The sequence below is a fragment of the Dyadobacter fermentans DSM 18053 genome (genome assembly GCF_000023125.1).
GTDB lineage: Bacteria > Bacteroidota > Bacteroidia > Cytophagales > Spirosomataceae > Dyadobacter > Dyadobacter fermentans.
On sequence record NC_013037.1, the window covers coordinates 2,168,040 to 2,191,086 of the forward strand.

Here is a 23,047-nt window from a genome sequence, read left to right on the forward strand (position 1 = left end):
CGGGAATGCTTAAAGTTTCAGGTTGACGCCAAATATGAAGGAGCGGTTTTGCGGGTAGCTGTATCCGTCGAAACCTCTCAGTACCGCATTGGTACCATTTGAATTGACCTCCGGATCATAGCCCCATTTGTAGCGATCGAGCAGGAACAGGTTGGAGCCGGTAACGTAAATGCTGGCATTTTTCAGCCACTTAATCCGCTCTGAGCTGATGTTATAGTTCAATTGCAATGTTTTCAACCGCAGGAAAGAACCATCCTGGACCGCGAAAGAATAGGCTTGCGTATTGACACTGTAAACAGAATGCGAGCCTACACGCGGCAGATCCGACTGGTTATTTTCAAGCGTCCAGCGACCCGTCTGCTGAGCCGCAACATTCGACGCATATTCGCCCATGAAAAGCCGTGGGCCAAAGCTGTTGACGACGTCATTCCCATAAGTGTATTGAAAAAAGGCGTTCATACTGAGCCTCTTATACCGCAATGCCGTATTGAAACCGCCAAAGAAAAGCGGCTCGGGACTTCCGATGATGTCGTAATCCGCCACGCCGTCGTACTTACCATTGCCATTCACGTCCCTGAATTTGGGAAAACCGGGCTTCAAGCCGGGAATGGGCGTGGGTAGGGCGTCTATTTCTTCCTGACTCTTGTAAGTCCCTTCGTACACAAGACCGTAGAAAACCGGTGCGGGCTTGCCTACAATCAGTCTTGCGCCGTCGGTCAGTTCGCGGTGCTGCAAACCACGCCCCAGGTCCAGCACCTTGTTGCGGTTGGCGGCGATGTTAAAGCCCAGATCCCACGTGAAGTCGGGACGATCGAGCACCGTGCCTTCCACAGTGAGCTCAATGCCTTTGTTTTGCACGGTCCCGATATTCTGTAACCTGCTCGAATAGCCTGTTGTGCCGGGGATTTGCGCGGATAGCAGGAGGTTGTAGGTTTTTTTGTAATAAAAATCCAGGTTTACCGACAGCCGGCCTTTTAATAACGAGGCATCGATTCCGGCATCTAACTGGTCGGTCGTTTCCCATTTCAGATTGCTGTTGGCCAGCGTTCCCAGCGCGTAACCGGTTTGCTGCACGCCATTGAACCAGGCATTGGAAACGCTCAAAGAAGCGAGTGTAGAATAAACCCCGATGGCCTGGTTGCCCGTTTTGCCGTAGGTCAAACGTACTTTCAGGTGATCAAACCAGCCCAGGTTTTTGACAAAATCCTCCTCTCCCAACTGCCACGCAAACGCCGCGGAAGGGAAAAACGCATGTTTGTGATTGGCCGACAAACGCGACGATCCGTCGTTGCGGGCGGTGACCGTGAACAGGTATTTGCCTTTCAGGGAGTAATTCAGGCGGGCAAGGAAGGAGATGATCGTCCATTCCGTGGCTGTGGAAGTGTTACTGGCCTGCAGCGGATTTCCGGTTGCAAGGTTATTGTAAGCCAGCAGGTCGTTGGCGAAACCCTGTCCGGTTGCCGTAAACGATTCCAGGTTTTCCTTTTGGTAGGTAAATCCGCCCAGTACATTGATCTGATGGCTGTCCCATTGCTTATTGTAGCTGATTGTATTTTCGCTGAGCAGGTTCAGGCTCTGCGTGTTGGACAAATACGCAGAGCCGCCCACCCGCTGGGTACTCCTGAGCGGCAGCGCGCCGGGCCTGTACTGCTTGGATTTCGCATTGACGTTGTTGATCCCCAGCTGCGATTTGAGCTGCAAACCGTTTTTGAAATCGGCCAGTAAGAACCAGTTGCCCAGCAGGCTGTTGTTATAGGTGTTGTCAAGCGTCATTTTGGCAACAGCCACCGGGTTTTCAAATGTGCCGCCATTGAGGTTGCTGACGATCACATAATCTCCGTTTTCGTCGGTGACCGGCGAGGTGGTTGGGGCGCTTTTCAGGACGTCGTACAGGTTTACCTTATTGTTGTTCGTGTTGGAGCGATTGAAGTTCATATTCGCCCCGACAGATAACCAGTTGGTTATTTTCAAATCCAGGTTCAGCCGCGTTTGATACCGCTGAAAACCGGAGTTCAGAATGATACCATCCTGGTTAAAATAGTTGCCGGATAAATAATAGGTCAGTTTTTCGGTCCCGCCTTCAAAAGCGAGATTGGCGCTGCTCATGGGCGCGGTGCGCGTGATGGCCTTTTGCCAGTTGGTAGTGGTTACCTTCGACAGGTCGTCGAAAATAGGTGCCGCACCGAAAAGCTCGGCCCGCTCATTGACAAATTCGGCCAGCTGCGGCCCGTTGAGCAAATCGATTTCCCGCGGCAGCTGCTGGAACCCAGTGTAGGCGTTGACCGATATATTGGACCGGCCCGCTTTCCCTCTTTTGGTGGTGATCAGGATTACGCCATTGGCCCCGCGCGCGCCATAAATCGCCGTGGCCGACGCGTCTTTCAGGATTTCGATGGAGGCAATGTCCGTCGGGTTGATGGAAGTGAGGCTGAACTCGCCGATGAAGCCGTCGATCACGTACAGCGGCTCGTTGGACGCGGATATGGAGTTCCCGCCGCGAATCCTGATTGTCGTGGCTGCTCCCGGAGCGCCATTCACCGCGGTCACCTGCACGCCGGCCGCTTTTCCCTGCAAGGCCTGATCCACGCTGGCAACAGGCGCGGATTCAATGTCGCTGCCTTTGATTACCGAAACAGCGCCCGTCACATCCCGCTTTTTCACACTGCCGTACCCGACTACCACCACCTGGTCAAGGGCCGAAATGGCGGTACCCAGCACGATCCGAAGATCCTCACCGCCGGACGCCCTTATTTCCTGCGTGCTATAACCGACGTACGACACAATGAGAATCACGCCCTTTTCCTGGATTTCAAGTGAAAAACGGCCATCGGGATCGGTAACGGCCCCCTCTGCACTTCCCTTGACGCGGAGTGTTACGCCGGGCATTGGCATGCGCGACGCCGAATCGACCACAATCCCTGTGACCCTGGCCGGGGGCAATGGAATGGCGGAACTTTCCGTGTCCGGCGCTGGCGCAGGCAACTTGTTGCCCGCCAGGTGGACAACCACCGTTTTGTTGGAGATTCGGTAACTCAGCGGCTGGTTTTCGAAGCATTTTTCAAGAACCTTCTCAATGCTTGATTGTTCAATATGGACACTGACCGGCCGCGCGTTTTTCAGAACTTCCTCCGTGTGCAGGAAAAGATAGCCGGATTGCTTTCTGATGCTTTTAAAGACTTTTTCGATCGGGGCATTTTTGACCGACAACGTGATCATCGGCGAGCCGGCACGGGCGCCGGCGTGAATAAAAAGAAAGAGCGCGACCAATGCCCAGAGCCGCAATGCGCCGGCCCGGATCGGCCAGGGCGATTTCGTCTCATAAATCCGCACGTCACCCGTAGATTTAGAATTAAAATCCATAACTTCGTTTAAGTTTAAATAATTGAAAATTTCCTTTGGATAGGTCGTTTTTAAATTAGCTTAGACTTTCAGCAGGGAAGTATTCGCCGTACTTCCCTTTTTTATGTCCTGCTAGCGAGCGTTTTTCTATTGGTAGGGCATAACAGTGATTTTCTTTTTTTGAGGTTCAACAATAAATTTTACTCCTTTTGTCATTTCCAGCAGTTTCAGCAATTCATGAATATCGGCATCCCTGGAAATGTTACCGTAGAATTTGTGGGAAACCTGTCCCTTGTATTCCACATCGACGTCATACCAGCGGGAAACCAGTTTCATCACTTCCTGAATGCTGTTTCCATTAAATTCAAAGAGCCCGTTTTTCCAGGCCATTACCGCTTCCAGATCAACGTCTTTGAGCAGCTTTATCTCTCCGTCTCCGGCTATCTGCGCCTGCTCACCCGGCACAAGCGCCTGATTATCTGCACGATTCGCTCGCGATACTTTCACGGAGCCTTCCAATAACGTGATCTTCTTCAGGGCATCGTCGGCGTAGCCGCTCACATTGAAATGCGTACCGAGCACCAACACCCGCGCGTCGCCGTGCTTCACCACGAAAGGCATCTGCCTGCTTTTAGCGACTTCGAAATACGCCTCGCCCTGCAATTCTACCAGCCGTTCGTTTCCTGCAAAACGCGTTGGATACCTCAACGAACTGCCTGCATTGAGCCAAACGGCCGACCCGTCCGAAAGTACGAGTTTGTACTGTCCGCCCTTGGGAATTTCGATAACGTTATAGGTGATACGTTGCGCATCTTCCGCACTCGCCCCTGCCGGTTCATATACAATTTCACCATCTTCGGTTTTGGAAATACTTGTTCCGCTTTCACTGGCTAGCTGGCCGTTGGCGGCACCGTCGATCACGATTTGCTCTCCATTGCCCAGGGTAAGAACCGCCCTGTTTCCGCCAGGCCTGATCTCAGCCTCCGTGCTTGCCACTCTCTTTTCAGCTTGCGGCTCCTTTTTATCATGGACTAAAAAATAGCCGCCCAGGCAAACGGCGACGAGAATGCTCGCGGCCACACTATACGGAATTAGCTTACGGACGACGCTTTTCGGAACAATGATATCGTCCAACCGGTGCTGCACCCTGCTGCTGATATCATCCAGCAGCCCGGGGTTATCTACCGTCACATCGTCGAGCATCGCGAGCCGGATGTGATCGGTGAGCAGGTCCTTCTCGTGATCTGCCCCGAAATAATCCAGCAATTCCGACAACTCCGACCGGCTCAATGTGCCAGCCAGATACCTTTCCACAAGGTCCTGTATGCGTGCGTTTTTCTCCAACTTCCGTTTATTATTACGTTGATGTCTTCATGGCAAACCGTCCGGCAAACTCAGTTCATCCGGCGTTGTCGCTCATTTTCCGTAATACGTTTGCAGTCGGAAAACCAATGGTTCCCAACAGAAAAAAATAATGCATTAGCATTCAATCCACTGATAAACAGATGAATAATTAATGCTACCTGGAAAATATTGCTTGAAGTGAAGTAATTATCACGACCACATGCTGAAATATGCGGAAGTGTTTTTTAAGGAAAATATTGGCCTGCCGGATATGGTCATTGACGGTGGCGGTGGAGATGTTCAGGATTTCGCTCACTTCCCGGTACGACTTTTCTTCCAGCTTGCACATCACCACCACGCGGCGGCGCTGTGGAGGCAGCAGGGCAAGCGCCTGATGAAGCTCAGAAAACTCGCTTTCCACGTTCCCCGGATCATCGATCACGTACGTATCCTCGAATGATGCCATGAAATGCTCGCGCAATCGCCGGTCGCGCGCCACTTTGCGGAACATATCGTAAATGAGGTTGCTGCTGATGGTAATCAAATAGCCTTTGAAAGATTTGTCCGGATCGATACTGGCGCGGTTTTGCCAAACCTTCACGAAAAGATCCTGCAAGACCTCCTCAGCAAGGTCAGGTGATTTGACAACATATAGAATGTGTGCAAGCAGGGGCCGTTTGAACCGGTCGTATATTGCCTGAAACGCAGCATGGTCGCCGTTTTTCAATTGCCGGCTCAATGCATTTTCATCTGTCTCGACTTGTGAATCCATTACATGCGCACAAATTTAGCCACGAAAACCAGCCTGCTCCCGGCGAGGCTGTCAGACGCAGAACTTAAATTGTCGTAAGACTTTGCAATGCGACCTGGTTTAGCTGCACAAAAATTGAAATTTTTGATTAAAAAATTGAGATAAAGAGGCATTAATAATATTTAATTAATGCCGGACCAATTCAGCGGCGAACCTGGGGGGACTACTTCAACCTACCAATCACTTCCGAGCTTACCCAGAAAATATCTCCGTCGCGGGAGAAGAACAGGTATTTTCCGTCGGCCGTCACGAACGGACAGAATTCGTAGCCGCTGGTATTGATAGCAGGCCCCATATTTTTTGCATTTTCCCAATTGCCTTCGCTGTTTTTGAAGCTGATATATAAATCACCTGCGCCCGAACCGCCCGGTCTTTCGGAGCAGAAGATGATATATTGTTCATCCGGAGATACGAATACGTCGGCTTCATAATGCGTTGTATTGATGGAATTTCCCAGCTTTTCGGACTTTGCAAATTGCCCGTTGGCATACTTCGAAAACCGGATATCATAATTTTTGTCGGTAGCCTGATCGGTGTCGCCATTTGACGAAAAATACATGGTTCCATTTGTTAAGAACGACATGTAATATTCATTCTTATTGGAATTAATAGCTGCGCCGGCATTCACCGGCTGATCAGACCAGTCGCCATTTTTTCGCTCTACATACCAGATATCAAAATCCTTTTTCGGCCCCCGACCGTCGGCAGCGCGGTCGGAAATAAAATAGAGACGTTTTCCGTCGGGAGAAAGGAATGGATCGTTGTATTCATATTCTTTGCTGGCGATAATAACCTTTGGTGCGGTCCAGCCATTTTTTTCGTATCTGATACAACGGATCTGCGGTTTAGAATTGACAATGACCGCGTAATAGAATTCGCTTCCATCTTTCGAAAAAACGGAACCGTACTCATAGTAATCAATCAAAGAAGCCCGGTCGCGCGCAAAAATCACAGGAGCAATGCCCGGCGGCTTCTGCCCGAGATAAGCCGAATCTTGTGGTATGGTGGTTTGAGCAATAGCAGATTGTGGCAAACTAATGATTGAAAAAAGACCTGCCGCATAAAGCAAACCAATGATGAATGGGCATAAGGAAATTGTTTTCATGGGAAACATTTTACTTACCCACAATTAAACAAACCCCTATAAACAAAAATCCGATCGCCCATACCACAGCGGTCTTTCTGCGCCCCGGCCAGTTTCGGATGGAGTAGTATAATGCCACTTCGACGACCAAAGAAAGCACTCCGGACAACACAAAATATCGGAATGGCATTCTTTCCATTCCGACGTTCTTTTTCGATTATCTTTTGAAATATCGAATACAAAAAGCCTCCAATAATCATAAAGCGCAACCAGTCCCGCGACAATTCTGCTTTTTTAGCTTCATCTATCTCCATAATTGCTAGTTCTTGTTTTCAATTAACCGACATTTGGCCGGAGTGGTTTGGGATTCCACTCCGAAAGCAATTTACAAAAAGTCAGATGCGATTAGTAGCCGCATTGAAATTAATCATTAAATGCATTATGCAAGAAGACACGCGGTGTTACTTTTCGTAACTTCGGACTCAAAAGTAACAGTAACATCCAGGTAACAAACTAACATATTGAGTTCGAACTGCGTCAGACTGACAAGCAAAAAGATCATCGGCGTTTAACTTCCATTTCCACCTGAACCTCACCGGCTATGCACACCAAGCTGCGGCAGCATATTGAAAAGATTATGCCCCTGACGGACGACGAGTTCGCGTTTGTCGGGAAGCATTTTGTTTTCAAAAAATTCAAAAAGCACCAGTTTATGGTCCAGCAGGGCGAGCTTGTGCCTTACAATTATTTCCTGCTATCCGGCCTGACCAAGCTTGTTTACACCGATCCCGCCACCGACAAGGAGCATATACTCGCATTTGCCATGGAGGACTGGTGGGACAATGATTTTGAGGCCTACTACGCGAAAACCCGGGCCTCATTCTCCATGGTTTGCCTGGAAGACACCGAGGCGCTGTGCCTGTCGTTGGATGATTTCAATGCGCTTCGCACGGGCCTGCCGAAAATCGAGCATTTCTTCCTGGAAAAAGTGATGGCGGGCTTTCTGGCTGCGCAACGCCGCATTCTTTCGATGATGACATCCAGCGCGCAGGAACGTTATGAGCAGCTCCTGTTGCAGCATCCTTCCCTTGCGCAGCGCCTGCCCAAAACGCAACTTGCTGCCTACCTGGGGGTTTCCCGTGAGACGCTCAGCAGGTTGAATGCGTAGTGTGACTTAGCTCACATCAAATACGTGCGGTAGCGCACGTGATGATTCTCAGCCACTTACCTAATTTTGCATTAAAAATCAACGCAAAACAAAATGGAAAAGAGCATCATCAACCCATGGACGTGGCAAGACCAACTGAGCTACGTACAGGCCGTGGAAGTGAAAAATACCACAGGCACATTATATGTGGCCGGGCAGGCAGCCGTACACGCCGACGGCACATCCAGCAATGCAGATATGCGCACCCAGCTCGGGATAGCGATCCAAAACCTGGAAACGGTGATCAGCGAAGCGGGTTACGAAGCCGGCAACATCGTCCGGCTGACGGTCTACACCACCTCTTCCCAAGAGTTTATCCATAACTGCTTCGACCTCTTCAAAGCGTTCGTGGCAAGGCACGGAATGAAACAGGCCGTGACGCTCTTGCAGGTAGTCGGCCTGAACGAAACGCTCAATGTGGAGCTGGAAGCCACCGTCGTGAAATAGTCAGCGCCGAGGTGACCGTGAGGGGCACCAGCCTGATTTCGTCTCTGTAATTCGCTCATGCATTATCATTGATATTCCGCCGGCATCGAACAAGTTCGATGCCGGCTTTTCTATGTCAGGCCATGCTGACTAACAAAATTACTAAGCTACTTACTCTATAAAACCAATAGTTCATATATATTTGCCACTCCTGATTGAAAGCCGATCTCATTCAAAGCGGGTCATTTCCGCCTGCTACACACTTTTGCAAACCCCCATCACTCATTTAATCCCTTATGCAACAACCATTTACAAAAAACCCATCCCGATTTAGAAAGTTGGCTACAAGTATGCTCGCTGCTGCGGCATTCGCCGTACTCCTGTTTTTCCAATCCGCTTTCGCCTGCGCCCTGGGCACATTAACCGGAAAAATTTCCGACGAGAAAGGAGAAGGCATTCCTGGCGTCAGCATTTTGCTCAAAGGTTCCGGGAAAGGCACTTCCACGCTGGCAGATGGCACATTCTCATTGGACGGTGTGGATGAAGGTTCCGTTTTAACTATTTCCTTCGTCGGGTACGTTACCCAAGAGGTGACAGTGGGCAACCGGACCACGCTCGACGTAACGCTCGTTTCCGATCAGAAGCTGCTGAATGAGCTCGTCGTGGTCGGCTACGGCGAACAGAAAAAGGTGAATGTGATCGGCTCCGTGTCGCAGATCGACTCGGACGCGCTGGAAAACCGGCCCGTCACGCAGATAAGCCAGGCCATCACCGGACAAATGCCCGGCGTAACCGTCACGACCGGCTCCGGCCGGCCAGGCGCGAACGGAGGCACGATCCGCGTCCGGGGCGTAGGCTCGTTTGGTGCCACGCCCGACGCGCTGATCCTCGTGGATGGTATCCCAAGCACGCTCAACGACATCAGTCCGGATGATATCCAATCCATTTCGGTATTGAAAGATGCCTCATCCGCAGCCATTTACGGTGCACGATCGGCAAACGGGGTGATCCTTGTTACCACCAAAAACGGCGGTTCGGGCAAAGCAACGGTGAGCTACAATGGCTACGTGGGTTTCAACGAACCGACACAGCTGCCCGACTTCGTCAACTCCTGGGAGTATGCGGAAATGTTCAATATCGCTTCCGGCACCACGGCCTATTCAGCCGAGGACATTGCCAAATTCCGCTCGCAAGCCGACCCCGATAATTTTCCCAATACCAAATTCCTGGACATGCTTTTCTCGGAAAAAGGCATTCAGACCGGCCACACGATCAACATCAACGGCGGCAATGAACGGGCTAAATACTTCATCTCGGGCGGCTACATCAGCCAGGACGGGATTGTGCCCAAAAACAATTTCAAACGTTACAATGTGCGCCTGAACCTTGAAAACGACCTGGGCAGGAACTTCAAGCTCACAACCCGCATCGGGGCCTCGTCACAGCTGCGCAAGGAACCGCAGGCGACCGGCAACAAAGGCGGAGAGCTCACCGACCAGCTCATCCAGAATGCCGTCAGGTACCCGGCGGTTTTCCTCGGCCAGGCTTCCAACGGCGATTTTGGGATCGGCCCCGAAAGCGGCGGCACGCCCGTGTCGTGGATCGCATCGTCGTCCTATTTCCGCAATCCGCAAAACCGGCTGACTACCAACATGAAACTGAACTGGCAACCCATTCCCGGCCTGAACTTGTCGGCGATCGGCGGCTATAATTTCGCATTGCTGGAACGCGTATCCTACAATGCATCGCAGCGGCTGAGCCCGACGGTCAATCTGGCGCAGTCGATGTTAAACCAGGACCGTAACAAAGAGATTTATAAGACCTTGCAGTTTATAGGCGAGTATTCCAAAAGTTTTGGCAAAAACACGATCGATTTCCTGCTCGGCTATTCCTTTGAGAATGAGCTGAGCGACTACATGTCGGGCTACCGCCAGGGTTTTCCCAGCAACGACTACACGGCCATCGATATGGGCGGCGCCGACAACCAGCAGGTCAACGGATACGACGAACAATGGGCGATCCAGTCGTACTTCGGGCGCTTGCGGGTCAACAGGGAGGACAAATACCTTTTTGAAACGACCCTCCGCTACGACGGTTCTTCGCGCTTCCCCGACAACAACAAATATGCCGTTTTCCCGTCTGCAGCGGCCGGCTGGCGCATTTCGGAAGAGCAATTCCTGAAAGGCGTTTCCTGGCTCTCGAACCTGAAATTGAAAGCTTCATGGGGGATATTGGGGAATCAGAACATTGGTAACTACCCTTACCAGACCGTGCTCAACTCGGGTGCCAACTATCCGTTCGGAAATGGCATTACTACCGGTGCCTCCTACTCTGTTTACCGGGATGCCAACATCAAATGGGAGTCGACAAGGACCACTGATGTGGGTATCGAAACGGAATTCTTCAACCGGAAACTGGGCTTTAATGCCACATATTTCCAGCGCAATACCACGGATATTCTGTTCAAGCCGTCGGCGAGCGTTTCGTCTGTTCTGGGCGTGACGATCAGCGAAACCAACACCGGCGAGGCACAAAACAAAGGTTGGGAGTTTGACGGTTTTTACCGTGATCGCGTCGGCAAGCTGAACTACTCACTCAGCGGAAATTTTTCGATTATACAAAACAAGGTGGTGTCGCTGGGCCTTGGCAATGTCCGCCAGCCTAATGGACTGGTCGGAAACGGCTCCACGCTGTTCAACGGCTTCCCGATGGAAATGTACTACGGCTACCTGTCCGACGGCGTGTTCCTCGACCAGGCCGACATCGACGCCTGGCCCAACCAATCTACCATTACTCCCGGCGCCCGCCCCGGCGACCTTCGCTACAAGGATATCAGCGGCCCCAACGGTGTCCCCGACGGCAAAGTGGATGCCACTTACGACCGTACTTACCTTGGCAGCCGCATTCCCAAATACACTTACAGCTTCAATGCGGACCTGCGCTACAAGGCGTTCGACTTTTCGCTCTTCTTGCAGGGCGCAGCCGGCGTACAGGGTCAGCTGAACAATTACGCGGGTGTGGCGTTCTTCAACCTGGGCAATATCCAGCGCTGGCAAATGGAAGGCCGCTTCGACCCGAACAATCCGCAGCGCTACCCCGAATATCCCCGCCTGGAAGTGGTCACGAACAGCGGCACGCCTAACACCGTACAGTCGGATTTCTGGGTGCAGAATGCGGCTTACCTGCGCGTGAAGAACGTGCAGCTGGGCTACTCGCTGCCAGCTTCCGCATTGAACAAGCTGAGAATCGACCGCCTTCGGCTGTACGTGAGTATCGAAAATCCGCTCACATTCAGCGGCTTCCGCGAAGGCTGGGACCCGGAAATCAACACGAGCGGCCCCTATTACCCTATTCTTTCCACTTACACTTTTGGTGTCAATATCAAATTCTGAGGCATGAGATTCCCCAACTATATTTTACGTAAATCGATACTTTCCCTGCTGGTGCTGTCGCTGGTTTCCTGTGATGATCAGTTGAAGCAGTTTCCTACCAATGCATTTGCCAAAGACGTTTTCTGGAATTCGGAGTCCAATGCGATGATCGCGCTCTCGGGCATGTACCGCGGCGGCATTACGTACGGCACCAATACCGTCCCGAACGACTGGTGGAGCTATTTCGGAAGCGTTTTCCTGGAATTCGCAACCGACAATGCGTACGACCGTCGCGGCGACAATTCGACATTCAACAAACTGACGGACGGCACATTAACCGCCAACAACAACGTGATCCAGGGCTACTGGGTCGGTTCCTACAAGCGAATCGCGATCACCAACGATTTCCTGGAAAACATCGGCAAAGTACCTGCCGGCGAGGCATTCATCCGCCGGTTGACAGCCGAAGCAAGATTCCTGCGCGCTACCCAGTACTTCTATATGTCCCAGTATTGGGGCTCGGTGCCGCTGGTGACCAAAACGCTGACGCCCGATGAAGCCAACAATGTCGAAAAAGCGCCTAAAACAGCCATTGTGCAGTTTGTCATCGACGAGCTTACGGCCGCGGCTGCCGATTTGCCGGGCCAGAAATCCCTGGCCGCCAACGAATCGGGCCGCGCCAGCAAGCAGGCTGCATTGGCCTTTTTAGGAAGGATATATTTGGGTGAAAAACGCTTTCAAGAGGCTGCGGCGACCTACAAGCAGATTGTCGATCTGGGAGAAAATACCATTGATCCCGACTATGCGGGGCTGTTTAATACGGCTAACGAAAACAGTAAGGAGATCATTTTCAGCTTGCAACACGTTCCGGGCCAGGCGCCCAATGCCATGCCGCAGCACACCTACCCGGCGATCAATGGCGGCTGGCACATTATCAATCCTCTCGGAAACCTGGCCGAAGAATACGGTTTTGCCGACGGCACCGCATTTTCCTACGAAAGCCCGAAATACAACCCCAAAGACATGGGCGCCAACCGCGATTCCCGCTTCCGCGCCACTTTCCTGTGGGACGGCACCACATTCGGCGGCCGCAGATACGTGGTACACCCCGATTCGGTCAACTCGCTCGACCAGCTGACCTATTCCAAGCAGGCGACGCGGACAGGTTATGGCTTGCGTAAATTTTTTGATGAATCGTTCAGCGGGAGTCTCACGGCCGACTATGGCGGCAACCTGCCCGTGATCCGATACGCGGAAGTGCTGCTGAGCTACCTCGAAGCCGAGCTTGAAGCCGGAACGCCCATTACCCAGGCTCTTCTCGACCAGACGATCAATGCAGTGAGAGGCCGGGCTTCGGTGAACTTGCCTAAAATCACGGAAACCAATGCCGCCGCATTGCGGACCATTCTGAGGCGCGAACGCCGGATAGAGTTGGCATTTGAAGGGACGCGCCTCTGGGACTTGCTGCGCTGGGGCATTGCCGACCAGGTTTTAGTGGGCGACTTCTGGGGCGCCGCATTCCCGGATTCCAAAAGATATGCGACTACTTCGAAGAAGATCGATCCCAAATTCCGCTGGTACGTCACTTCGAAAAAATTCAGAAAAGGCACCGACGAGCGCTGGCCAATCCCTGAAACCGAGGTGAATGTAAATCCGAAACTCGCGAATTGATTTTTATGAAGAACCTGAGTAAAAACAATGCGGCGGGCTTCTGGACGGCGGGCATACTGGCTGCATTTGCGTTGGGCGCGGCCGTGCCTGCCATTATCCCGCAGGTGTTCCAAAACAATGTGCCTGCTGTGCAGCAGGAGTATATCAAAGCCTTCGGAAAGCAGCCGGCAGTAAAGCCGAATGTGGCCAACCAGCCCAATATCCTGTACATCACCAGCGACCAGCACCACTGGCTGCGCATGGGCTACAACGACCCGACGATCAAAACACCCAACCTCGACCGGCTGGCCCGGTCGGGGAGCATTTTCGACCGGGCTTACACGGTAAACCCTGTGTGCACGCCTACGCGTGCTTCCATGATTACGGGCATGTACCCGTCGCAGCACGGCGCGTATGCATTGGGCACGAAGCTGCCGGAGACGATCCCGACGATTGCGAATTACCTGCAAGAAGTGGGATATTTTTCGGCGATTGTGGGCAAGGCACATTTTATGCCGCTGGCCGGCAATGCTACTTATCCTTCGCTGGAAGCCTACCCGGTCTTGCAGGATCTCGACTTTTGGGAAAAATACCATGGCCCGTTCTACGGCTTCGAACATGCCGAACTTGCCCGGCCGCACGGCGACGAATCGCACGTGGGCCAGCATTATGCAATATGGATGGAGCGCAAGCTCAAAAGCGAAGGCAAAGACCCGAAATCCTGGAAAAAGTGGTTCAGAAAGCCGCCAAAGGAGAAATTCAATGAATCCAACGAGCGCATGCGAGAAATCATGGAGGAGAATGCGGCCATTGGCGAGGCGCAGTACGGTGCCTGGAATATCCCCGAACCTTACCATTTGAATGCCTGGATCGCCGAACAAACCAATGCGCAGATCGACGCGGCGATGAAGCGCAACAAACCGTTCTTCGTTTGGGCGAGCTTCTTCGACCCGCACCCGCCCTACCTGGTGCCCGAGCCGTGGGCCTCGATGTACAAGCCGGAGGATATGAAGCTGCCCGAAGTGCCGGCCGACGACCTGGACGACATGCCTTACCATTACCGCATGACGCAATCGGGCCCGAGAGGATGGGGCAAGCAGTTCGAAGAAGATGGTTTCGCCGTACACGGGTTCACCCGCCACGAGCCCGACAAGGAGAAGCAGAAAAAGGACATGGCGCTGTACTACGGCATGATTTCGATGATGGATAAATATATTGGTAACATCCTCGACCATCTCGAACAATCGGGCCAGCTTGACAACACGATCATTGTATTCACCACCGATCATGGTCACCACATCGGCACGCACCATTTGTCGGCCAAGGGCGGGTTTGCGATGGAGGAAGACCTGCGCATTCCTTTTATTGTATCCTGGAAAAACAAAGTCCCTGCCGGCAAACGGAACAATGCGTTGATTTCCGTCGTCGATTTTGCGCCCAGCTTTCTCACTTTGGCCGGCCGCGAAAAGCCTCTGACGATGACCGGCGTGGATGTTTCGCCCGTTTGGCTGGGCAGGTCGGAGAAAGTAAGGGATTGGGTGATTGCGGAAAACCATTTCCAGCGCACGAAATTTTACCAGAAATCCTACATCGAAAACCGCTACAAGGTAACGTGGTACATGCATAGCGACGAGGGCGAGCTGTTTGACCTGCAAAATGATCCGCATGAATTTAAAAACCTTTGGCAAAGCAAGCAGCATCAGGAGCTGAAACTCAAACTGCTGCACCGCGCCATGCAGGCCGATATGGCCAAGGAAAGCTGCTGGATGCCGCGCGTCGGCCCTGCATAAACGATAGGTCAGCACGGTTTTCGACTTTTACCTAAAAACACATTTATGATTAAATATAAAACCAAACAGTTCGCGATCCTGGGCACCTCGCTGGCGGTGCTTTTGGCTGCTACCGGATGGCAATTTGCGCCCCAAACCGAAAAAGCCGCAAAACCCAACATCGTGATCGTTAACCTCGACGACCTGGGCTACGGCGACGTGGGCGCATACGGCGCCACGGCATTGAAAACGCCCAATATGGACCGCATCGCAAATGGAGGGATTCGGTTTACGAACGGCTATGCCACTTCCTCCACCTGCACGCCGAGCCGGTTTGCATTGGTGACGGGCGTGTATCCATGGCGCAATAAAGAAGCTAAAATCCTGCCCGGCGATGCCCCGCTGCTGATCGATACCGCCCAGCAAACCATCCCGAAAGTGCTCAAAAAAGCAGGCTATGCGACCGCTATTGTCGGAAAATGGCATTTGGGGCTCGGAAACGGCGATACCGACTGGAACAAGGAAGTGAAACCGGGACCAAACCAGCTCGGCTTCGATTATTCCTACATCCTCGCCGCTACCCAGGACCGCGTGCCCACGGTTTACATTGAAAATACGCGCGTGGTAGGCCTCGATCCGAACGATCCGATCCGGGTGAGTTACAAGCAGAATTTCGAAGGCGAGCCGACGGGAAAAGACAATCCGGAGCTGCTGAAAATGAAATGGCACCACGGTCACGACCAGAGCATCGTGAACGGCATTTCGCGCATCGGCTACATGAAAGGCGGCCAGAAAGCGAAGTGGAACGATGAGGAAATGGCCGATCTGTTTTTGACCAAAGCACAGCAGTTTATCAAAGACCATAAATCCAAACCCTTTTTCCTGTACTACGCCATGCAGCAGCCGCACGTGCCCCGCACGCCGCACCCGCGTTTCAAGGGCGTTACCGGCATGGGACCAAGAGGCGACGCTATCGCCGAAGCGGACTGGTGCCTGGGCGAATTGCTGAATACGCTGGAAAAAGAAGGCATCCTGGAAAATACCCTCATTATCTTCACCAGCGACAATGGCCCGGTGGTGAACGACGGCTACCACGACGACGCGGTGGAAAAACTGGGCAAGCACAAACCCGCCGGACCGCTACGTGGCGGCAAATACAGCTTGTTTGAAGCCGGTGTGCGGGTTCCATTCATTACCTATTGGAAAGGCACGATCAAGCCTGCGGTATCGGATGCGGTGGTTTGCCAGCTGGATCTGCTGAGCTCGCTCGCGCACCTGACCGGACAGGAGGCGAAGGGCCTCGACAGCCGGAATTACCTGGATGTATTTTTAGGTAAAACCCAAAAAGGCCGCAGCGAGCTGATCCTCGAAGCCAGCTCGCGCACGGCATTGCGGCAGGGCGACTGGCTGATGATACCGCCCTACAATGGCCCGGCGATCAATAAAATGGTGAATATCGAGCTTGGTAATGCGAAAGAATATCAGCTTTATAATCTAAAAACGGACATTGGCCAGCAGCATAACCTGGCCAAATCGGAGCCGGAAAGGCTGAAAAAGCTCGTTACTGCATTTGAGCAGCTGCAACAAGGCGGGGCAAAAAGGGAGACGGAGACGATCAAGCTCGAATAAGCTGTTCTACCTTGCCGCCGAGCCGGCTGGATCATTCGAAATCACCCGGATTGACCCAGCCGGCTTTCATTTTTTCACCATTCTTAAAACGTTCGTAAAAATTACGCGAAGCAGGCTCTGCGAATGGGTAGGTGTCGAAAATACCGCCGTTACCCAGCATGCGCGGGTCCTGCTGTGCGTGCAATTCCCGCTCCATCTGCTGTTTCAAAGCAGCTTTCACTTTGGCAAAAGCGGGGTCTCCGGCCAGGTTTTTCATGGCGTCGGGGTCTTTATGGACATCGTACAGTTCCTCGGCTCCTTTCTTACCGAATGCCAGTTGCCAGCGTGTGCTGTCCCGGCCGCTGCGCTTGTCGAGCAGTATCCGGGTTTTGGTCGGGCTGCCGTCCGTGTCCAGGTAACCGGTTTCCGGGTTGCCGGAGGGCCAGCGATCGGGCTCGTAGTTGTGGGTGTAAATCATGCTGCCTTTGATAATGCCCCTCACCGGATAACCCTCGTCGCGCGGCCTGCCGACGTCGGTCCGCTCCTTTCCGAGCAGCACGTGGTCGCGGGACGCATCCACATGCCCTGCTTTTGCCGACGTGAAAATGGGCACCAGCGATTTCCCTTGCATTTGCATGGCCGTCTTGCCTTTTAATCCGGCCGCTTCGAGCATGGTGGGCGCCAGGTCGATGAAACTCACGAAATCGTTCACCTTACGCCCCGGCGCCTTGATCCCCCTTTTCCACATGATGGCCAGCGGCAAATGGTTATCATACTCGTACACATGGCCTTTCGTTCGCGGAAATGGCATTCCGTTATCGGAAGTTACGATCACGATGGTATTATCCAGCTCGCCGGCGCGGTCGAGTATGGCGAGCATTCTTTGCAGATGCTGGTCGAAATATTCCACTTCGTAGGCGTAGTCGAGCATATCCTGCCGCACGGTGTCATTGTCGGCCCAGTAGGCGGGCACGCGGTCGATGTCGGTTGGCTTCTTGTTCCCCTTCGCCGAGCCGCTGCCGAATTCGTAGGCGCGGTGCGGCTCGTGGCCGCCGTATCAGAAGCAGAACGGCTGCCCGGCATTCCGCTCTTTCAGAAAAGCTTCCAGGTTGCCTGCATAGTCAACCGGCGAGATGGCGCTGGTGGGCGCTTTGAGTTTGAACGCATTATAATGCCTGCCGGTCAGCAGCCGGGGTACACCATTCTTTTCTCCCGCATTTCCCGGCCCCCACCCTTTTCCGGTGTAACCTGTGAAATAACCCGCATTACCCAGCTCCTCGATCCACGTGTTGAACTTCGCCGGGAAAAAGGGCACATGGTTAGCCGCCGCTTCCAGCTGCCACGGATTCCTGCCCGTGAGCATGCACGACCGCGACGGCGCGCATTTGGCATTGGGTGTAAATGCATTTTGAAACAAAATCCCTTCCGCCGCCACGCGGTCGAAGGCGGGCGTGCTTACCCATTTCGCCGAAAGCCCGTAGGCGCTCATGTGCCGGTAGGAAGCGTCGTCGGCAATGCAAAAGAGAATATTCGGCCTCTGCGCATCAAGCGTGGACCGGGTCCCGCCGGACCGGGTCTCGCTGGACCGGGTCTCGCCGGACGGGGTCCTGCCTATTTGCACCGCGGCCAGAATGGGCAGCAGCAGTAGTAAAAAGAGCTTCTTCATACAATATCGGGCTTAGGTTACAACCAATCGGAAAAGCCGCAATAATAAAATAAAAAATCTATATAGTTGGTAGAATAAATAGCTTTTACCACTTTTATAGCCCGAAGGAATCGCTTGCATTAACCACCAGTGCGCGGCTTTTCCGGATTTTGTTATTTCTCACCCAATTCAAGATGTTAAAAAAACTACGATCACCCCGGATCGACAGATCCTGGCGGGCCTTATTGCTGGTGGCAATATTGTCCTCGCTCGGCGCAACCGCCCAAACCCTCACCGTCAAAGGCAAGGTAACCTCCCCTGCCGACCAAACCGGCGCTCCCGGCATTAATGTGATACTCAAAAATACGACAAACGGCACCACGACCAATGCCGAAGGCTCCTACCAGATAGAGGCCCCCGAAAAGGGCGTGCTGGTGTTCTCCGGGATCGGCTACCAAATGGTGGAAATCCCCGTGAGCGGCCGGGCGAGCATTGATGTGACGCTCACGCCGGACACGAAGCAGCTGAATGAAGTGGTGGTGGTCGGCTACGGGACGCAGAAGAAAAGCGACGTTACCGGCGCTGTGGGCTCGGTGAAGATGGACCGGGAGATAAACAGCAGGCCCATTGTGGAAGTCGGGCAGGCGCTGTACGGAAAGATCCCGGGCGTGCAGGTTTTGTCCAGTAATGGCCGCCCCGGCACCTCCTCAACGATCCAGATCAGGGGTATCAATTCGGTTTCGGCCAGCAGCTCGCCGCTGATCGTGATCGACGGCATGCCGATCCCGAACTACGACCTCAACCTGATCAATGCCAACGATATTGAATCGATGGAAGTGCTCAAAGATGCCTCCTCGGCCGCCATTTACGGCTCGCGCGGTGCGAATGGGGTGATCCTCATGACCACCAAAAGCGGGAAGGAAGGCAAGACGCGTTTTAATGTCAATTATTCCTACGGTATTCAGAAAGTGATCGACCGGATTGCCGTAATGAACTCGCGCGAGTACGCGCAGGCCTCCATTGATGCCGCGCAGAACGGCTGGATCGAAAGCGGCGGCGACCCCGCGGCACCGAACACGATCGAGGCGCGCAAACAGTACAAATACACCTGGCCCACGGCATTCGACAACCCTGAAAACCTGCAAGATACCGACTGGCAGGATGTGGTTTTCCGGACGGCGCCCATGCAGAAGATCGAGCTCAATGCCAATGGCGGGACGAGCAAGGCCAATTTCATTGTCTCGGCAGGTTATGTGAAGCAAAAAGGCATTGTGATCACTTCCGATTACAAGAAATACACCTTCAATATCAAGGCCAATGCGCAGGTTAAAAAGTGGCTGCAAATCGGCGGGATGCTGAATGTGAGCTACGACCACGAGAATGAGCCGTTCAACCGGACGGTGGAATGGGCGGTGCAATACCCGACGATTTACCCGGTGTACGGCAACAACGGCTACCTGGGCGCTCCCGCCAACACGCCCGGTTTCGAAAAATACGACGCGATCCTTTTCCGCCCGAAGAACGGGCACCCGCTCTACCAGATCACCGACGACATTCAGCACAGGCAATTTAATAACCTCGGCAATGTGTTCGGGCAGATTGATCTGCTGCCAGGCCTCCGGTTCAAATCCTCCCTGAACTTTTTCTATAACCGAATCGACAACAGCAATTACCAGGCGGTTGACCATAACCTCGGCCCGACTTATTACACCGAGGGCATTATGGGTGTAAACCAGTCGCGGACATTAAATTACACCTCCCAAAACCTCCTTACCTACGATAAGGCCTTCAAAGACCACACTTTCTCCGCATTGGCCGGGATGGAGTATAATAACAACGAATATTATTACACCAACCAGGAGCGCCGCGGCTATGACAACGACCTGATCAAGGCTCTCAGCGCGGGAAAAACCGTTTTTCAGGCCGAAGACGATAAAAACCGCAGCATCCTGATCTCCTACTTTTCGAGGCTCAATTATACCTTCAAAGGCCGGTATCTGCTCTCGGCCAGCATCCGCCGCGACGGCTCATCCCGCTTCGGGCCGAATAACAAATGGGGCCTGTTCCCGTCCGTCTCGGGAGGGTGGATCGTTTCGGACGAAAGCTTTTTGAGTCCGGTCAAGTCGGTGAGCAACCTCAAACTACGCGCGAGCTACGGTTTTACGGGTAACGACCGTTTTGCGGACTACAAATGGGTCGGCGCGATGTCGCAGGGAAGGATTGCATTTGGCAACACCCTGGGCACCACCTACTACCCCGGCAGCATCACCAATCCCGATCTGGAATGGGAACGCACGCAGCAACTCAATGCCGGGATCGACCTCGGGCTGTTCAATAACCGCATTTCTTTGGAAGCGGATTACTACATTTCCAAGTCCGACGGACTGTTGCTGGACGTGCCCGTGCCCATTGTTTCAGGTTTTAACAGTGTATTCAAAAACATTGGCAAGCTGCAAAACAAGGGATTGGAATTAAACCTTACCACACACAACCTCACCGGCGCGCTCACCTGGACTTCGCAGCTCAACTTCTCCCGCAACCGTAATAAGCTGCTCGCATTGGGCAAGGACAACGCGCCGATGATCTACCAGCCCGGCTTCGGGATGGAGTCGATCAACCAGGTGGGCCAGCCGATTTTCAGCTTTTACGGCTACCAATATGACGGTGTGTACATGAACCAGTCGCAGATCGACGCCGACCCCGCACATTATGCCTCAGCCAAGCCCGGCGACGGCCGGTATGTGGATATCAACGGCGACGGCGTGCTCAATGCGAAAGACCGCACGATCATCGGCAACTATGCGCCGGACTTTATCTGGGGCTTCACCAACAACCTCAGCTACAAGGGATTTGATTTCAGCGTGCTCATCCAGGGCGTGCAGGGCAGCGATGTGTATGACAACAACATCCACCGCTCGATGCTTTACCATGAAGGGCGGAACTACTACAAGGAAATGACCAACCGCTGGCGCTCCGAGCAGGAACCGGGCGACGGCCACCACTATAAACTGACCGTGGACCTGGATGGTTATGAGAAAACGGCTTCTAGCTACTGGATCGTGGACGGCTCGTATTTCAGGGTCAAAAGCCTGACGCTCGGCTACACATTACCCGCTGCGCTCCTGTCGCGGCTCGGGCTGGAATCGGTGCGGGTGTATGCCAACGGGCTGAACCTGTTCACCCACAAGAATGCGCCGGTGTTCGATCCCGAAAACTTCAACGGCAGCACCACCAGTGCCACCGCGCGCGGCGTGACGCACTCGCCCTACCCGTCGGCGAAGACCTACACTTTCGGCATAAACATTGGCTTTTAATCCCTATTTGAAAAGAACATGAAATATTTAAAACATTCCCTGATATACTTTCTGATGGCCGTCGGCGCGTTTTCGTGCAGCCAGGACCAGCTTGACCAGTACCCCGAAACCCGGCTGACGGAAGGCAGCTTTTACACCTCCGAAGCGCAGATTGTCCAGGCCGTCAACGATGTATACCGCCAGCTCAACCGCACCTACGCGGCCAGCGGGCTGGTAGATCTGTACGGTGAATTGTATTCGGACAATACCTACATCGAGTTTTCCGGCGGCTCCACCACCTTTGAAGACGACATCAAGGCATTCCGCATTCAGCCGAACAACGGCCTGATCCAGACGGCCTGGAACAACAGTTACAATTCGATCTACATCTGCAATAATGCCATTGAGCAGCTGGAAAAAACGAAGGTGCAGTTCAGTAACCCCGCGCTCAAAGACCGCCTGAAAGCGGAGGCGACGTTCATCCGGTCGCTGATATTCTTTAATATGGTGAGGGTTTGGGGAGACATTCCTTTGCCGCTGAAAGTGGTGAGCGCTGACGAGAGCTACACTTACCTGCGCGAGAAAAAGGAGGCGGTGTACCAGCAGCTCATCACCGACCTGAAAGCCAGCAAGCTCGCATTGCCCGAAAAATACACGGGCACCGATGTGGGCCGGGTTACCAAATATGCCGCCGCCGCGATCCTGGCCAAAGTGTACCTGACGATCGGTGACAAGGCCAATGCAGCCAAAGAATTGAAGGAAATCATCGATAGCAATGCCTATTCGCTGGATGCCAACCAGGATGGCAAGGTGAACAGCGCCGACTATGCATTCAATTTTGCGCCGGGCACCAAGAATTCGAAGGAGTCTGTCCTGGAACTGCAATTTCTGGCGGGACAAAACGCCGTGAACAGTAACTACCAGCAGACTTACACGCCTTACCACTGGGCCTTCCACTTGCCGGGAAGTACCGAAACTTTCCGCGGCAGCGGCCTCAACAGTCCGTCCCCGGACCTCACCAATGAGTTTGAAACAGCGGATACCGTACGCAAGAATATTTCCGTATACCCCGGCTACGTGAACCTGGAAACGGGCGCATTCATTAAATACCCGTTCACCCAAAAATTCTACGATCCAAACTGGCGCTATCCGGGCCAGAACGTGGAGCTGGTAAGGTATGCCGACGTCCTGCTCTCCTACTCCGAAGCCACCGGCGACCCGTCGTATCTCAACCAGGTGCGCGAGCGCGTAGGCCTGCCCGGCTATGGCAAAGCGGGCTATCCGGCCAAATACAATTCACTCGCGCTGGCGATCGAACATGAGAGAAGGGCCGAATTGTGCTTTGAGTTTCACAGGTTCTTCGACCTCGTGCGCACGGGCCGGGCTGTGGAGGTATTGAAATCAAAAGGATTTAACATTACCGACAGCAAACTGCTGTTCCCGATCCCGCAGAGCGCCATCGACGTGAACCCGCAACTGACGCAAAACGCCTATTGAACC

15 protein-coding genes are annotated in these 23,047 nt (G+C 53.2%); 8 read left to right on the forward strand and 7 right to left on the reverse strand.

Going from position 1 to position 23,047, the window contains the following annotated elements; all coding sequences use genetic code 11:
- Positions 1-9 precede the first annotated feature (9 nt).
- The 5 genes from DFER_RS08710 to DFER_RS08730 form a co-directional block, all read right to left on the reverse strand.
- Positions 10-3,360 carry a TonB-dependent receptor gene (locus DFER_RS08710; RefSeq protein WP_015811261.1) on the reverse strand — a complete coding sequence of 1,117 codons (3,351 nt, stop codon included), beginning with the start codon at positions 3,358-3,360 and terminating at the stop codon, positions 10-12.
- Between the two features lie 126 nt (positions 3,361-3,486).
- Positions 3,487-4,683 (reverse strand): FecR family protein, encoded by a 1,197-nt coding sequence (locus tag DFER_RS08715; RefSeq protein ID WP_015811262.1) that lies wholly within the window; start codon positions 4,681-4,683, stop codon positions 3,487-3,489.
- 175 nt (positions 4,684-4,858) lie between these two features.
- Complete coding sequence (locus DFER_RS08720; protein WP_015811263.1) at positions 4,859-5,455, reverse strand: RNA polymerase sigma factor; 597 nt, start codon at positions 5,453-5,455, stop codon at positions 4,859-4,861.
- 202 nt (positions 5,456-5,657) lie between these two features.
- The gene (locus tag DFER_RS08725) at positions 5,658-6,527 is read right to left on the reverse strand and encodes a TolB-like translocation protein (protein WP_222837318.1); all 870 of its coding nucleotides are present in this window, start codon (positions 6,525-6,527) and stop codon (positions 5,658-5,660) included.
- Positions 6,528-6,613: 86 nt separating this feature from the next.
- Positions 6,614-6,892, reverse strand: a complete 279-nt coding sequence (locus DFER_RS08730) for a hypothetical protein (RefSeq protein ID WP_041734848.1) — start codon at positions 6,890-6,892, stop codon at positions 6,614-6,616.
- A gap of 287 nt (positions 6,893-7,179) precedes the next feature.
- Between DFER_RS08730 and DFER_RS08735 the strand changes: the two genes are divergently transcribed.
- The 6 genes from DFER_RS08735 to DFER_RS08760 all read left to right on the forward strand — a co-directional run bounded on the left by DFER_RS08735 (position 7,180) and on the right by DFER_RS08760 (position 16,630).
- Positions 7,180-7,746, forward strand: coding sequence for a Crp/Fnr family transcriptional regulator (locus DFER_RS08735; protein WP_015811266.1), 567 nt, complete (start codon positions 7,180-7,182; stop codon positions 7,744-7,746).
- A gap of 93 nt (positions 7,747-7,839) precedes the next feature.
- Entirely contained in the window at positions 7,840-8,232 is a 393-nt protein-coding gene (locus DFER_RS08740) for a RidA family protein (RefSeq protein WP_015811267.1), read from the forward strand.
- A gap of 317 nt (positions 8,233-8,549) precedes the next feature.
- Positions 8,550-11,603: a SusC/RagA family TonB-linked outer membrane protein gene (locus DFER_RS08745; protein WP_229206211.1), complete on the forward strand. Its 3,054-nt coding sequence runs from the start codon at positions 8,550-8,552 to the stop codon at positions 11,601-11,603.
- 3 nt (positions 11,604-11,606) lie between these two features.
- Positions 11,607-13,253: a RagB/SusD family nutrient uptake outer membrane protein gene (locus tag DFER_RS08750; protein WP_015811269.1), complete on the forward strand. Its 1,647-nt coding sequence runs from the start codon at positions 11,607-11,609 to the stop codon at positions 13,251-13,253.
- Between the two features lie 5 nt (positions 13,254-13,258).
- Positions 13,259-15,022: a sulfatase family protein gene (locus tag DFER_RS08755; protein WP_015811270.1), complete on the forward strand. Its 1,764-nt coding sequence runs from the start codon at positions 13,259-13,261 to the stop codon at positions 15,020-15,022.
- A 45-nt stretch (positions 15,023-15,067) separates the two neighbouring features.
- Complete coding sequence (locus tag DFER_RS08760) at positions 15,068-16,630, forward strand: sulfatase family protein (protein ID WP_015811271.1); 1,563 nt, start codon at positions 15,068-15,070, stop codon at positions 16,628-16,630.
- A gap of 31 nt (positions 16,631-16,661) precedes the next feature.
- On the opposite strand, the gene DFER_RS30510 is transcribed toward DFER_RS08760, so the two are convergent.
- Positions 16,662-17,582 (reverse strand): sulfatase/phosphatase domain-containing protein, encoded by a 921-nt coding sequence (locus tag DFER_RS30510; protein WP_229206212.1) that lies wholly within the window; start codon positions 17,580-17,582, stop codon positions 16,662-16,664.
- An 84-nt stretch (positions 17,583-17,666) separates the two neighbouring features.
- Positions 17,667-18,275 (reverse strand): sulfatase-like hydrolase/transferase, encoded by a 609-nt coding sequence (locus tag DFER_RS30515; protein ID WP_229206213.1) that lies wholly within the window; start codon positions 18,273-18,275, stop codon positions 17,667-17,669.
- Positions 18,276-18,448: 173 nt separating this feature from the next.
- On the opposite strand from DFER_RS30515, the gene DFER_RS08770 reads away from it, so the two are divergent.
- Together DFER_RS08770 and DFER_RS08775 are read left to right on the forward strand one after the other, a co-directional pair.
- Complete coding sequence (locus tag DFER_RS08770; protein WP_015811272.1) at positions 18,449-21,568, forward strand: SusC/RagA family TonB-linked outer membrane protein; 3,120 nt, start codon at positions 18,449-18,451, stop codon at positions 21,566-21,568.
- 18 nt (positions 21,569-21,586) lie between these two features.
- Positions 21,587-23,044 (forward strand): RagB/SusD family nutrient uptake outer membrane protein, encoded by a 1,458-nt coding sequence (locus tag DFER_RS08775; RefSeq protein WP_015811273.1) that lies wholly within the window; start codon positions 21,587-21,589, stop codon positions 23,042-23,044.
- Positions 23,045-23,047 lie beyond the last annotated feature (3 nt).